At 68.4% G+C, this 13,190-nt stretch carries 10 protein-coding genes; 2 read left to right on the forward strand and 8 right to left on the reverse strand.

Annotated features, from left to right (window positions below; all coding sequences use genetic code 11):
* Positions 1–10: 10 nt before the first annotated feature.
* Entirely contained in the window at positions 11–1,714 is a 1,704-nt protein-coding gene (locus MOX02_RS09150) for an AAA family ATPase (protein WP_147025482.1), read from the reverse strand.
* Positions 1,715–2,139: 425 nt separating this feature from the next.
* On the opposite strand from MOX02_RS09150, the gene MOX02_RS09155 reads away from it, so the two are divergent.
* Complete coding sequence (locus tag MOX02_RS09155; RefSeq protein ID WP_170267758.1) at positions 2,140–2,397, forward strand: hypothetical protein; 258 nt, start codon at positions 2,140–2,142, stop codon at positions 2,395–2,397.
* 194 nt (positions 2,398–2,591) lie between these two features.
* On the opposite strand, the gene MOX02_RS09160 is transcribed toward MOX02_RS09155, so the two are convergent.
* The 5 genes from MOX02_RS09160 to MOX02_RS09175 all read right to left on the reverse strand — a co-directional run bounded on the left by MOX02_RS09160 (position 2,592) and on the right by MOX02_RS09175 (position 9,207).
* Positions 2,592–3,656 (reverse strand): Shedu immune nuclease family protein, encoded by a 1,065-nt coding sequence (locus tag MOX02_RS09160; protein ID WP_147025484.1) that lies wholly within the window; start codon positions 3,654–3,656, stop codon positions 2,592–2,594.
* A gap of 286 nt (positions 3,657–3,942) precedes the next feature.
* Positions 3,943–4,107: a hypothetical protein gene (locus MOX02_RS31120; protein WP_170267760.1), complete on the reverse strand. Its 165-nt coding sequence runs from the start codon at positions 4,105–4,107 to the stop codon at positions 3,943–3,945.
* A 471-nt stretch (positions 4,108–4,578) separates the two neighbouring features.
* On the reverse strand, positions 4,579–6,579 hold the full coding sequence (locus MOX02_RS09165) for a hypothetical protein (protein ID WP_147025485.1): 2,001 nt from the start codon (positions 6,577–6,579) through the stop codon (positions 4,579–4,581).
* Positions 6,557–8,530, reverse strand: coding sequence for a hypothetical protein (locus tag MOX02_RS09170; protein WP_147025486.1), 1,974 nt, complete (start codon positions 8,528–8,530; stop codon positions 6,557–6,559). The genes MOX02_RS09165 and MOX02_RS09170 overlap by 23 nt, the downstream gene beginning before the upstream one ends.
* The gene (locus MOX02_RS09175) at positions 8,530–9,207 is read right to left on the reverse strand and encodes a hypothetical protein (RefSeq protein WP_147025487.1); all 678 of its coding nucleotides are present in this window, start codon (positions 9,205–9,207) and stop codon (positions 8,530–8,532) included. Before MOX02_RS09175 ends, MOX02_RS09170 begins: the two co-directional genes overlap by 1 nt.
* Before the next feature lie 828 nt (positions 9,208–10,035).
* Between MOX02_RS09175 and MOX02_RS09180 the strand changes: the two genes are divergently transcribed.
* Positions 10,036–10,470, forward strand: a complete 435-nt coding sequence (locus MOX02_RS09180) for a hypothetical protein (RefSeq protein ID WP_147025488.1) — start codon at positions 10,036–10,038, stop codon at positions 10,468–10,470.
* Here MOX02_RS09180 and MOX02_RS09185 read toward each other — a convergent pair.
* Together MOX02_RS09185 and MOX02_RS09190 are read right to left on the reverse strand one after the other, a co-directional pair.
* The gene (locus MOX02_RS09185; protein ID WP_147025489.1) at positions 10,449–10,646 is read right to left on the reverse strand and encodes a hypothetical protein; all 198 of its coding nucleotides are present in this window, start codon (positions 10,644–10,646) and stop codon (positions 10,449–10,451) included. The two genes, MOX02_RS09180 and MOX02_RS09185, sit on opposite strands and share 22 nt — an antisense overlap.
* Positions 10,643–12,163 carry an integrase arm-type DNA-binding domain-containing protein gene (locus tag MOX02_RS09190; protein WP_147025490.1) on the reverse strand — a complete coding sequence of 507 codons (1,521 nt, stop codon included), beginning with the start codon at positions 12,161–12,163 and terminating at the stop codon, positions 10,643–10,645. The genes MOX02_RS09185 and MOX02_RS09190 overlap by 4 nt, the downstream gene beginning before the upstream one ends.
* Between the last annotated feature and the right edge of the window lie 1,027 nt (positions 12,164–13,190).

Here is a 13,190-nt window from a genome sequence, read left to right on the forward strand (position 1 = left end):
CACGCCCCCCTCAGTTCGGGAGGCGGCGCGCGAAGAGCTCGCGGCTGGCCACCACCGCCTCGATCATCCGGCGCAGGGGGCGCAGGCTGCCGCCGCGCCATGCCGAGAGGACGTCGAGCTCGCCCCCATCGAGGGCGGGGCACCACGCCTCGTCGAAGCCGCGCTCGCGCCGGAGCTCGTCGAGGATCGCCGCGGCGACGACCGGCAGGTCCTCCGCGCGCGGAGCCTTCCACTCCAGGGCCTGGCAACGGTCGCGCAGCGGGGCGGAGAGCCCGTCGAGCGAGTTGGCGGTCAGGACATAGGAGACGGGCGAGAGGTCGAGGGCGCACTCGAACGCTGGATCGTGGATCGCCCGGGCCGTGCTGCCCCTCTCCAGGAACGGGAGGAGCGTCTCGTCGAGGCGGCCCCATCGGCGGCTGTCGCCCGCCTTCTCGACCTCGTCGACGACGATGCCGTGGGAGGCCTTCCCGAAGCGGAGGCATGCCTGGGCCGGCACGGACGGGCGCCAGGATCCCCACATTCTGCTGGTACCAGCCCAGCTGCCGCCATCCATCTGGCCTGCACCGGCGTAGACGGTGACGTCGAGCCCGGCCGCCTCAAGCACGGCCCGCGCGAACGCCGTCTTCCCGCAGCCGGCTGGGCCGACGAGGATCCGCGGGGAAAACCGGGCGTAGGGGGCACCGACAAGGTCGGCCGCGTAGGCCTCGACCGCCTCGACCGCCCACGGGAAGCGGGCGCGCAGGCGCTTGACGAAGGCTGCCGGATCCGGCGCCGACACGAGCGGCATGGGCTTGCCGGCCCACGGCTCGGCGAGCGCGCGCGGGCTGTCGCCCCGGTCGCGGATGCTCTTCGACGGCTCCGGCAGGTGCGTCATCACGGGGAAGACGACGAGCGACAGGGCTGGCCGGGCCGCCCGACGGCGTGCGCCCTCGTCGAGGATCCGGCGCGCGTTAGCAACGGCGAGGATCTCTTCCGCGGAGAGCTGCCCCGGCGGCACATCCGGCAGATCGAGGGCGAGGTCGCCGTCCTGCACGACGGGGGGCTCGACCCGCTGCCCGGCGCCCCCGCGCAGGATCGTGTCCTCGTCCTCTACCATGCGGAGCGCCGACCCGAACGTCGTCCAAGCCTGCACCCACGCGGCCGCCTCCACGTCGAAGCTCTCAAGCCTCGGATAGCTGGGGCCGGGCACGTATGGCACGTCCCGGAACGTGGCTTGGGCGTCCTCGGCGCGCAGCAGCGCGTGCCGCACGACAAGGAAGGCGCGGTCGAGCTGGGCGGCCCGGACTTGCGCGGCCGCAGTCGAGAGGAGCTCGGCCGCCAGCCTGGCCGAGGCGAGCTCGCAGCCCAGCTCGGCGAGGTGGAACACGAGCACCCCGCCCACGTCCCGCACGAGCGCGAGCGTCGGCGTCGGCAGGCTGTTGCGGAGGGCCTCGCTCGCGAGCATGCGCTCCAGCGTGGAGATCCTGCCGACGGTGGCCTCCTCGAATGCGGCGGTCAGCGCGGCGTGCGTGCGGTCGCGCAGGCCCGGCGCGCCGAGGAGCGGCTGAAGGCGGGCGCGCAGATCCGTGACGGCGTCGTGGCCGAGCATCCCTCCGCCGTAGAGAAGCTGCACGCGGGTGCGGGTGCCCTGACCGTCACGGGGCCCGGCGAACGGGCGCGGGTCGAGGATGGCGGCGCGCACGGCGGCGGCCGACGAGGCAGCATGCTTGGTCACGGGAGGAGCTCGCAGGTACGGGATCAGGATGCGCGAAGAGGCGCGCCGAGCAGGGCTCAGGCGGCGGCTATCCGTTTCCGTAACAAGCGAGCTGCGAACACGAGGGCGATCCCTGCGGTGAGGCGGTTACCCTGGCAGGCGGGGACTCCCGAGGCAACGCGCGATCGGGGGGCGTGGTGAAGATATCCCTGGACGTTGGGGGCCGGCCCCTTCCCATCGCGAATCGTTCGCCGATGCTACACTTGGTCGGAGGGGTAGCGGAGGGGCGAACGATGGCGAGCGCGAGCGAAGAGCACCGGGCGGCGTGGGATTTCTATCGGCTCCCAAAACCGGCGCAGACGGTGTTCCGGGGCCGGGTCGTCGGCGCCAGGTGCGGAGAGCCCGACGTCGTCGCCGCCTTTGCGGCAGTCGGGGTGACGAACTCAATGAGGCCCCCCGTCATGGTCTACGACGACGTAGCGGCCGCGCTCGTCGCACTGCCGGTGGACGGCCGCCCGGCGATCGAGGTCGCCATGTTCGGGCAGGCTCTCACCCCACAGGAACCGGCCGCCCTCGTCCAGGAGACCCTCGCCCGCGGGCGCGCCATCGGCCACGACGACCGCCAGCTCGCCGGGGCGATCACGGTCGTCCTGAAGAGCCATGGGCACCTCGCGAGCAAAGCGGCCTTGTGGACATGCTCTTGATCTAAGGCGCCTGCGGGCCTCGTCGCGACCGCGACGTTCGTCTCTGCCACGGCAGTCCTCGGGACCCTGGCCCGGGCCGACCGGGCGCTTGCCGACCTGCGCGACACCGTGCACCCCGGGCGCCGCTGATCTCTGCGTCAGCGCTTGGTCCCGCTCCTCTTCCCCTTGGGCTCTGTGCTGTGCCGGGCGCAACCTCAGACTTTCTGGGCTTCCTCGAAGTGCCGCAGAACCCGCCGGGCGATCGCGAGCAGCGCGTCAAAGGTCAGGATCTCGATGCGATGGAGGTGGCCGTTGTGCCGCCGCAGGGCCGACCGCTGGTCGTCGTTCAGGTCTCTGCCGATGATGATGCGGGCCCGCATCTTGGTAACGTCCTCCCCGTCGTTGGCGAGGATCGAGTCCCGGTTCCGGTCGAGCTTTTCCAAATAGTTTTCGGCCTGGGCCACCACCCGCGTCAGGTCGCTGCCGGGCGCCCAGACCTTGTGCGAGGTGTCGAAGGTGAAGAGTGCCTTCCCCTTCAGGGGGGTCTTGATCTCGATGAGCTCGACCCGGCCGTCCGTCGTCCGCCGCGGCACGAAGTCGGCGATCTCGTCGCGCGTCCACCGGCGCCGGTCGAGGATGCAGCTGTACTCGCTCCCGAACAGCCAGGGGTGCCGTTCGAGCAGCGCCTGGAAGTCGCCTTCGCTCGTGTCGGGAGCCTCGATCATAGCCTCGAACCGGTCGACCACCTCACGGTAGACGGCGAGGTTCATGGCGGCGGCCGCCTTCTCGATGAACCCATCGTCCCGGGCGAGCCGGGAGACGAGAGCGCCGAGGACGTCGGGCTTCTCCGAGGCCTCCCGCAGGAGCATGGTCAGCGCGTCGAGCCGATCCGGCGCGGCGAGGTCGCGCAGCGCCTGCATCACGTCCTTGGGCCCGCCTCGCGTCGGCATCACGATGTAGCCGCCGGTGGAGGGCGGGAGGGCCCCGCTGCGCGCCGCCGCGAGGAAGTCCGCGAGCCGATTGGTCTCCTCACCATCGAGTTGGACGGAGCGGGTCAGGTCGACCGTGCACGCCTCCTTCGAGAGGGCGATCGTCTTGATGCTCAGCGCGTCGTGATGGTGCTCACCGGTGTGCCGGTCGCGGACGCTCGTCAGGCGCGCGATCCGTCGAACCTTCGAGCGATCCTTCTGCCCGTCTTTGAGGACGACCTCCTTGCGGCCGAGAACGTTTGGATTGATCGTGGGGTCGCGCTCATCGACGTAAACCTTCGTGGGCTCCACGATCCGCTCCGGCGGCATGCTGCCCAGCTAACCTGGACCAAACCAAGAACGTCGTCCAGGGATTCCGAAGCACCACGTACGCCCTCATCCGCGCCCCTGTGCCTGCAGGGCTTCCTCGACGAGTTCGGCGACCCGCTGCCCCGCGGCGCGGCCCCGCGCTTCGCCCGTATGGCGACGACCCGGTGCAGATGCATCCCAGGCGACGCGACGACCAGCTCGCTGTCGGCGCTCAGGCGGACCATCAGCACCAAGTCCTCCTCGTGGCAGGCCGGCCGCCGTGGCGGGGTCATCCCCGCAAGACGCGCAGGGCGGTCTCGGCATCGTAGCCTGCCCCGTCCGCGAGCGCCTCCGCGCGAGCGGGCTCCCACGCCTCGGGATCGCCGAGGGCATGCCGGCGCTCCCGCAGCGCGCGGGACAGCGCGGGCTCGGGGTGGTCGTGATAGTCGGGCATGCCGAGAGGGTCGCGCAGGCCCCACCCGCGGGCAAGCCCGCGTGCAGAGGCGTATAACGAGAAGAGCCCCGGCATCGCCCCGGGGCCCTCTGAACACCTCGCCCACTAGGGCGGGTAAATCTCGATCACTTGAAGGCTGTAAAAGACACGCTGTCATCCCTGCGCACGAGGACAGGGGCTAGGTCATCTCACCGGCAGTATCGCTCACGATGTGTCATCCCTGAGCACTAGGTCAGGGGGCGTCTTGTGCACGCCCTGAAAATTAGGCCCAGGCACCAGCCGAGGGAAGGCCCGATTGGAGGCATGGTAAACGGTCGGCGTTTGCCTCTGTCAGCTTTGGTTGAGACGTTGGTGATGATAGCCGGAGCCATTGTTTTGCTCCCACGCATCGAAGCTCCGCACTGAAGCAACCTAGAGTGATTAGGGGCCGCCATATCGGTTTGCGCTACCCAATACCTCATGCACGAGCGGCTACTCGTCGCTCGCTTGGTTGGCCCCTGATGGTGTTAGGGCGGCTTCCGGGACATCCGACGGGGTATGCCGCTTCCCTTGAACCCGGAAAAGGACGACTGCGGTCTCCACCGAGCTGTCCGCAACGGTTCGATGATGGACGCCAATCTGGTCGCGTATGTCGGGCTGGGCTCCGGCTCGGTCATGCAGGTCGAGGACCATCAGCATGGAAAGCGCGATGTTCGTGCCCTGATACGAGATGGCTTGCGGGCCGTATCGGTCGACCAAGTCGCTAAGCGTCAGCTTCGGGAAGGAGCGCTTCAGTTCGGACGTCGTCTTCATCCATCTGTAGGTGAACAGGACATCAACGCGCCCGCCGCCGAGGTCCCGGGCCTCGGGTCGGCAGATCTCCGCGAGCCGCGAACCCATGAGGAAGTTGACGAAGTCATGCTGGAGATCGGCTTCCAGCGGCGGGTTGTCCGCGTCACGATTGAAGAGATAGGCGACGCCGGGATACGTTGCCTTGCTGAGGTTGTACCGCGAGACGACGAAGCGTGTGACCTCTAGGAGCAGTACATCGACGAAGCTCCGGACATCCTCTCGCCCCCCGTAGTCGACATTCCCGGCGAGGGCGGCAAGGGCTGTCCCAAGCACCTCGTCGACGGTCCTGGATACGGTCTCGTCGTACAGGATGACGGCATCGGCCTCGATGCGGGCCGAGACGGTCTCGCGTACCTGCGCCGGGAGGTGCTCAATGATGGCGGCGGTCGGTGAGCTCCCGTCCGCCGCCCCGGAAGGGCGGTGGGTGACGAGGTCTACCCGGGCTTGGCCCACGAGGTCCCCGAGGGACATCGCCTCCGGCAGGTAAGCGGACCCGGCGTTCTCCTCTATCCAGTGCTCCAGGATGTCCAGGGAACGAAGCTCGCGCTGCATCGCGCCCACGATCATCGGGCGCACGACCTGCTCTAGCCCGCCGTCGGACCCTCGCCGGAACATGGTACGGCTCGCGGCATAGACGGACAGAAGCTCCTCCTCCATGACCGCGGCGACTTTGAGCCACGCCGAGCGGGAGATCTTGTCCGTGACCGCCCCGAGGCGGAGCGCGAGCGAAGTCCAGTGGACGCGTTCGAGGTCCTTCGCCGTGAGCCAGGACGACGTCTCGGGCTCGCGGTCATTCACGGTGAGGTAGGCGGTGTACTCGAAGGCCGATCGCGTGACGGTGTCGATCCGCTCTGGGAGATCCTCGCCGGTACGGCCTTCCTGGAAGGCCACCAGCATGTCGAGGCAGTTCCGGTAAAGCCGGGCATCGAGGCGCGTCTCGGTCGCGTCCTCGGCACGCGCAAACCAGCCCCGGGCCCGCCCGAAGGCGTCGAGCGCCGTTTTCGGCGTGGTGGCGCCGAGCCCCGTTCTCAGCGCATCGAGGCCGAGCTCGACCGCGGCTTCGTCCTCCGCGTCCTCGACATCCGCGAGTTCCGTCAGCTTGTGGCGCAAGTCGTCGGCGGGCTCGTGGGCCAGCACGGCCCCGGCAACCCTGGCCGCATGGCGGAGATAGATGCCGTCGTCCGACGGGTCGAGATCGAGGAGGTCGGCTTGGAGGCGCCGGAGCAGCGACCGCTCCGACTGGGCCATGATCATCGCCGCCTTCAGCGCCTGGGAGCGGGTGCCATAGTGGGCCGACCTGTCGGCGGCCCGTTCCAGGAAAACCCGGCCGAGCCCTTGGCGGTGCGTCGGCGGAACCTGCCCGCCGCGCCCAAGCCAAGACGCAATCTCCATCATGGCGAGCACGTCGGCGTTCTCCGCCACCGCGACCAGGGCCTTCGTGGTTGCCTCGGCTCGCGGATGTTCGGCGAGGATGACGAAGAGGCGCGCGCCCTCGACTTCCGCCGCATGATCGGCGGCCGCCGCGGCGAGCTCGTCGACCGGGATGTCGCCGAGGTCTTGCGCGTCGCCGTCGTCGAGAAGGCGTCTGATCAGGTCGGACGGCGCCACGGAGCCAGGCTCAGAAAAGGAATCGCTCGCCATGAGCGTGGGTCACGTGATCGCATGGGACAACGTCGAGGAGCGTCGGGTCCGCACGGGCGCCGACGATGATCTGGATGTCCCCCGCGCTCTGGATAGCCTCGTGCACGCGCGACAGCAACGCGGCGAAGTCGGCGGGCGCCATCTCCTGCGCGCCCGGGCTATCCAGGACCAGCAGGCCCGGGTGCCGGCCGTACATGCGTTGCCGGGCCACCTCGATCACGGCGAGCGCCGCCGCGATGCGCACGCGCAGGTTCTCTCCCGGGGACAGCCTCCCGAAGCTGGTCGGAGCCTTGCCCTGCACGATCCGCATCGCCCCCCCGGTGCCCCAGTCCATGCTCTCGATGTTCTGGACGCCGAACGAACGGGACAGCGTGGTGATCTCCCTCGACACGTCGGCGAGGATCTCGCGCGCGAGCCCGTCGTAGAGATCCTTGGTCACCTCCTCGGCGGCCTGGAGCACTGCCTCGTCATGAGCGCCGGTGGCAGCCTCTTCCTTCTCCTCCTCTTCCTCCTCGGCCGCGATCAGCGCGAGGAGTTGCTCGCGCTGGGCCTCAAGGCCCCGGATCTCCATCTCTAGGTCGGCGGAGCCCTCGGCCCGCAAGGCGGCTTCGGTGGCGCGCGACGCCTCGATGGCCTTGGAAAGCTCCGCCTCGGCCCCCCGCTGCGACGCCTGCGCCTTGGTCGCCTGGGCGCTCAGCTCCGCGACATTGACCTCAACGTCGTCGACGTCCCGCTGCAACTCCTCCAGCCGCAACGCGTCCTCGTCCTCGTCCGGTGCCTGGCGCGTGCCGCATAAGGCGCAGGTAGAACCCTCGTCCGCCCGCGAATGCCGGTTGTGGTCGATGCCGGCATCGCACGAGGGGCAGCAGACGGGGCGCAAGGTCCGGAGCACCACGCCGGCTGCCCGCTCGTCCCTGAGTTGCTGCAAGGCCCTCCGCGTTTCGAGGAGCAGGGTCGTCGCGCCCTGCAACTGGCGGTCCACCCTGACCGCCTCCTGCCGCGTCTCCTCGATCCCCTCGCGCAGGGCCAGCAGCCGACGGTCCTGCTCAAGCATCGTGGCCCGCAGGACGGCACGGTCGGGCCCGGGGCGGACCCGGCCGCGCGCGGACGAAAGGGAGGCGTCGACCGCTTCGAGCCTAGTCCGGAGCCTGTCCCCGAGGCCGCGGGAGGCGGTGGGACGCTCGGCCTTCGTCGCCCTCAGCCGCTTCAGCGCCGTTGCGGCAGCCGTGTAGGTGCTGACCCACGGCAGGCCCATGAACATCTGCAGCAGCCTCAGCGGGATGGCATCGACCAGCAGCTCGCCGAACACGGCCTTGCCCGGACCGTCGACGAACAGCGCCGACGCGATGACCGGCCAGCCATGGGTATGGCTGCCGTCCTTCTCGTTGTGGGCATGGAACCTGGCGAAGCCGAACTCCGCCAGCATGGCGTCCTCGACGGCCCGTTCGAGAGGCTTCCCGACCGTGCCCTCGTACAGGGTGAACCACCCGCCCTCCTGTTCGCGGCTGAAGCTGCCGGCCGCGCCCTTGTCGGGGTCGCCCGCCTCCTTCGTGACGAGGAGCCGGTGGCCGATGCCGTTAGCCTCGAAGACGACCTCCGCCTTGCTCAGCCATCGCCACACGTCCGGCTTCACGCGTTCGTGGATGTCGCCGCGGATGCCCCCCTGGATCACGCCCAGCAGGGTCGACTTGCCCCTGAAGTTCTGGTCCGAAACGATGGCCCAGAGCCCGGGACCGAAAGTGAAAGTCTGGCCGAACGGGCCGTCGGCGACGGTGCCCTCCTTGATACCCTTCAGCGTGACAGAGCGGATGCGGAGGCTCTTCCTACGGGGCAAGGTGGATTGAGGCTCGACGGCGTGCCGGTCGAGCACCTCCTGCACGACCGGCATCGGCAGGGATGCCTTGCCGGCGATGGCCTCGATCCACTCCGCTGCCGTGGCTTGCGTGCTCATCATCGTCCCCTGAGGCTCCGGAGCCGGGCCAGGACGCGCTCCTTGATGGACGGGATTTCGGTCCCGTGGCGGGCGTCGCGGTACTCGGGATGGAGATACTGGTCGCCCTTCAGGTCAGAGCCGCTCCGGAAGCCGGCCAGCGTCATCACGAGCTCGACCCGCGACCTATACCAGCCAAGGCTCGGCTGCTCGCGCTCGATCCGCTCGATGAACGCGAACGAGGTCGGAAGGACGATGAAGTCGTGCCGGCGCTGGCCGGTGGTCTGCTTCAGCGGACGCACCAGGCCATGCGCCGCGAGGATCGAGAGCGGCATCTCGATGTTCTGGAAGGCCCCGCGGCGCCAGCGGACCATCGCGACCGTGCGAAGGTCCGGCTCGTCGGCGTCGAAGATGTCGGACGCAGCATCCAGGGCGGCAGGATCGCCCTCGGTCTCGAAGCGGGTCAGGAGTTCGTCGGCCAAGTAATCCGGGTAGCGGACGAGGAAGTCGATAGCCATCGCCCGCTTCTCGCCGCGGAAGATGCGCCCATCGTGTGCGGCCTCCTCGCTCCCGAGTGCCAGGATGTACAGGAGGCGCACCGCGTCGCGATGGTGGAACCCGATCTGCGGCTTGGCCGGTCCGCCCCGCGCAGGACGGGTCGTGTCAGGGCTCGTGGTCGTCTCGGGCTGCCCGTCCATCGTGGTCGCTCAAGGTCGTGGAGGCCAAGTCACGTCGGTGACGAGGCGTGCGCCGGCCGGCGCCGAGTTCGTGTCGCCGGAAGGCTAGCCCGCCGAAGCACCGGCTTCCAAGCCGCCTCGCGGCCATCGACGCTCGACGGGGTCAGACCGGGCCGGTGACATAACGGCTTGGCAGTGGCCCGGTTCGTTCGCGCGCAGGGTATTGGGTTAGCGCTACCCGATACCCTGCCGCCGAGTTGTGTTTCCCGGCCCCCAGGGGTCACCCGGTCGGGACGGCCTCTGGCGCCGTTTTGGATCCGGGCACCTCGGGCTTGCGCAGGCTTCCAGGCCGGGACAGGTTCGCGGCCGCTCAGGAGATACCGTCATGAAACCCGTCGGCGAGCACCCAACCAACTGACGGCCGGAGTGCCGCCATGGCCGAGCCTCCGCGCCCTTAGGGATAGGGCGAGCCACGTCGGGTCCGGGACGTCCTCGACGTGCCTAGCGGGCCGGGGCCGGGACTGCTCCCTCCCAGTGAGGACGCGCAGGATCGTGGCGGGATCGTAGGCGTTGTTGGGCATGCCGGGATGCTCCCGCCGGCAGGCCTCGTTAGCCGCCCCAGTTCAAAAAATTCTCGTCCGCCGGCGATGATCGCGGACGTCCAGGCCACGATGGTCTGGCTACCACATGAAAAAAAACGGGAATGTTCAAACCCGAAAATTTGTCGATCCAGACAATTTGTGGCCGCCCGCTAAGCTATTATGAACCAAATCTGATTCAGGTTCCAACAGGTATTTGCGATTACATCAACAGGCCTCCCGGCGATGGCGTCGGCATGAGGCAGGACAGATGGCTCCTTACACCACGCAGACCGCGCTTGAGCTCGTAAAGGAACTCCAGGGGAAGGCCCGCTGGTCCGACAAGAGTTTATCGATGCGGCTTCGCCGCGGCGAGCCGCTAAGAATCTTCATCGAGCGGAGCATGATGGGCGGAAGCGTCGTCTATGCAATCTGGAGGGACGACGGCGCCATCGGCGGCTTCGCTCACCGCATTGTGTCGGGCCTAGCTACGGCTGAGGCCCAGGCTGTCAGCGTCGAGGACAGCCTCGTCTACAGAGTCCCAGACGAGAGAGGGGCGCGGTTCCTCGCGGCCGGGTTTGGTGACGGCCGGGTACCCGGTCCGGAGGAGGAATACGTCATCTCCATGGAAATCTGGGATCCGGACGGCCGCCTGGACGAGAATGGCCGACTAGTGGCGACGACCTATCTGGAAGTCGGTCCCTGACGGGCATGGTCACGGGTCTGCAGGGCCTCTTCGACGAGCTCGGCGACCCGCTGCCCCGCGGCCCGGGCGCGCTTCTCGCGGATGGCGACGATGCGGGTCGGGGGCGTCCCCGGCGACGAGACGACGAGCTCGCCGTCGGCGTGGAGGCGGACTGTAATCGTGATGGGGTCGCTCATGGCAGGGGAAGGGGCTTGAAGCGGGCGCGCTCGCGCTCGTAGTGCTCCAGGACGTGGTCGACCCAGGGGGCCATGCCGCTCGCCTTAAGCTTCAGGCGCTGAGCCCGAGCGTACACCTTGCGGGTCACGTCCTCGATGCGTGCCTCCTCGCGGTTCTCGGTCTTGTCCCGCGCGTGCGCCAGGATCGCCGAGCCAGCGCCCCCGAGCTGCTCCTCGTCGAGGAAGGTCCCGAGCGTGCGCCGGGCATCGTGCGGGGTCCAGACCCTGATGCCGTAGCGCTCGAACAGGTTGCCGTGGGGACGCTTGAACAGCGGCCCCTTCTTGCCCTTCTTCGTCTTGCCGGCCTTCGTCTTGCCCTCCAACCGATGGAAGAGGCCGGTGAACCCGGCCGGGGTCACGTGCTTACCGTCGACCCGACTGGGGAAGCGCCACGGCGATGACGGGTCCGCCCCGAGCCGATCGATCGCCGCGATCGCGGCCGGCGGGATCGGCAGGGCGTGCGGGCGGCCTCCCTTCCGGCCGCTCTTCATTTCCTTCGCGGTCCAAGTCCAAACCTCCCAGCCGGGCATGTCGGGCATGGGGATGATGCCGTCGCGCCGGGTGCGTCCGAGGCTGCCCGTCCTCTGCCCGGTCAGGACGACTGCCCAGACGGCTGCCAGCATGCCGTTCTCGGTCTCCTGGTCAGTCGAGCTGAGGGTACGGTGATGCTCGATGACGAGCAGCGTTCGGACGAGCTCCTGGATCGTCGGCGTGTGCTCGCGAGCCTTCGAGCTGTACTCGATGTGCCAGCGCTCCTGCCACCACGCGTGCTTTTCGTCCGCGAGCCCCGAGCGCGTCGCATGACTGCGCCACCCCCAGGTCAGCGCTTCCTTGCACTGCGCGACGACGCGGGCCGCGGCGGAGAGGGTGCGGGATTCAATCACGCGGTCGCGCAACTCCTCCAGATCCGAGATCTCAATCGAGGCCAGCTCCAGCCTCTCGATTGGCTCGAACTCGGGGCCGGTGTGGTAGGCCGAGTAGCTGCGCCGGTAGCTCTCCTTTAGGTCAGGCAGCTTCGATGCGAGGAACTCGGCCATGAGGTCCTGCCACTGCCATGGCCCGCGCCGGCGGCGGTCCTCGTCGGACTGCACCTCGACAGTCTCCGCGAACGCAGCGTCCGCGGCGAGCTCGACCGGCTTGCCCTTGGCCAGCACCGCCTCGAACACGTGCAGATCCTCGCGCGGGTTGACCCCGGCCTCGACGTCCCGGCGCGCGCGGTCGGCGGCGAGCCGGGCCGCCGGCAGGGTCAGGGCGTCCATGGAGCCGAGGCGGAACGTCCCCTTGCGGTGGCGGAGGTACCACGTGCCCGCCGCACGCGTAATCCGCAGGGTGAGGCCCGGGGTGTCCGCGTCGGCGATCTCCGCGCCGCGGCCGACGAGCTTCCCCTCCTGGATCATGCGGGCCGCGCGCTCGACGGTCGCCGCCGTCATTCTCACGCGCTCGCGCTCGTAGCTGCCCCTGCCTGCCGCCTTCGCCATGGCCCATCCCCCGGGATACAACGGGGATACAACATGGGTATTCGGGCCGTGGCAACGAAGATGTCACCCCTCTAAACGAGGAAAACCACGCAACATCAATGGCTTCTGAGGAGATGGTTAACTGAATATCGGGAGGGGTTCACTTGGGCCATATAGCTTCCCAAGCTGAATGTCGTCGGTTCGATCCCGATCGCCCGCTCCACCTAAATCCTTGATGCAGCTGGTGTTCGGGTCGGCCTAGGCAGTCGAGGTGTTCCCCATGTTCCCCATGGTGTTCCTCGCTGTTCCCCATCGCAGCCCACACTCTTTTTTTCGATCGGAATGACGAGGTCTGACTGAGCCGGACCGTCTCGCCGCCGAAGCCGCCTGACCCGTAGCTGCCTGAGACGTGTCTGCGCGCAACTACCCCGTCCAGGGAGCAGCTGGTCTGATCGCTCTGCATCACAGGCCCAGCGGCTGTTGAACGCCGCGCTTACGATCGCTTGGACGATGCGCTGGTGATCGCCCCTCAGGCCGCCCGTTCGCAGCTATGACGTCAGATCACAAGACCTTTGCTCCTCGACCAGAGCGCGTTTGTTGCGCCGCAGAGATGGGCATCCCATCTTGTTGCTATGCAACAGAACGGATCCGGCAGGCTGCTGAAGTTCGCCACTCGAAGTGAACTGGCGGCTCGCGAACTGGCCCGGAACGCGGCCGATCTGGAGAGCCACGGCTTCGTAGAGGCGGCAGATACCCTGCGGGGTCACGTCCGCTTTCTCCGTGTCGATGCGATCCGTTTCCGCGCCTTGGCGGGCGGTCTGATTTACATAAGCTTGGCTCGCTCGTCTCAGTGAGTCCGACAGCGGCGAAGGTCCGGGCGACCTAACCCTGGCCAACTCCTCAGATGCAGGCGCGGCTCACGCAGACCCCGGTTTCACATCATTCGCCGGAGGTCATCTCCACGACGGGTCGTTCTATTGCAGGACGCCGTCCGTCAGCTGAGTTTGCCGACAGCGTAGCGGATTGTGCAGCCGGGTCCTGGCGAGGC

The organism is Methylobacterium oxalidis, from assembly GCF_007992195.1.
GTDB lineage: Bacteria > Pseudomonadota > Alphaproteobacteria > Rhizobiales > Beijerinckiaceae > Methylobacterium > Methylobacterium oxalidis.

What these genes read in the sequence shown, in the direction of transcription:
- MOX02_RS09155 (WP_170267758.1), top strand. Translation starts at nt 2,140, where the DNA reads ATGAGGCCCCCCGTCATGGTCTACGACGACGTAGCGGCCGCGCTCGTC.
- MOX02_RS31120 (WP_170267760.1), bottom strand. Translation starts at nt 4,107, where the DNA reads ATGCCCGACTATCACGACCACCCCGAGCCCGCGCTGTCCCGCGCGCTG.
- MOX02_RS09165 (WP_147025485.1), bottom strand. Translation starts at nt 6,579, where the DNA reads ATGGCGAGCGATTCCTTTTCTGAGCCTGGCTCCGTGGCGCCGTCCGAC.
- MOX02_RS09170 (WP_147025486.1), bottom strand. Translation starts at nt 8,530, where the DNA reads ATGAGCACGCAAGCCACGGCAGCGGAGTGGATCGAGGCCATCGCCGGC.
- MOX02_RS09175 (WP_147025487.1), bottom strand. Translation starts at nt 9,207, where the DNA reads ATGGACGGGCAGCCCGAGACGACCACGAGCCCTGACACGACCCGTCCT.
- MOX02_RS09180 (WP_147025488.1), top strand. Translation starts at nt 10,036, where the DNA reads ATGGCTCCTTACACCACGCAGACCGCGCTTGAGCTCGTAAAGGAACTC.
- MOX02_RS09185 (WP_147025489.1), bottom strand. Translation starts at nt 10,646, where the DNA reads ATGAGCGACCCCATCACGATTACAGTCCGCCTCCACGCCGACGGCGAG.
- MOX02_RS09190 (WP_147025490.1), bottom strand. Translation starts at nt 12,163, where the DNA reads ATGGCGAAGGCGGCAGGCAGGGGCAGCTACGAGCGCGAGCGCGTGAGA.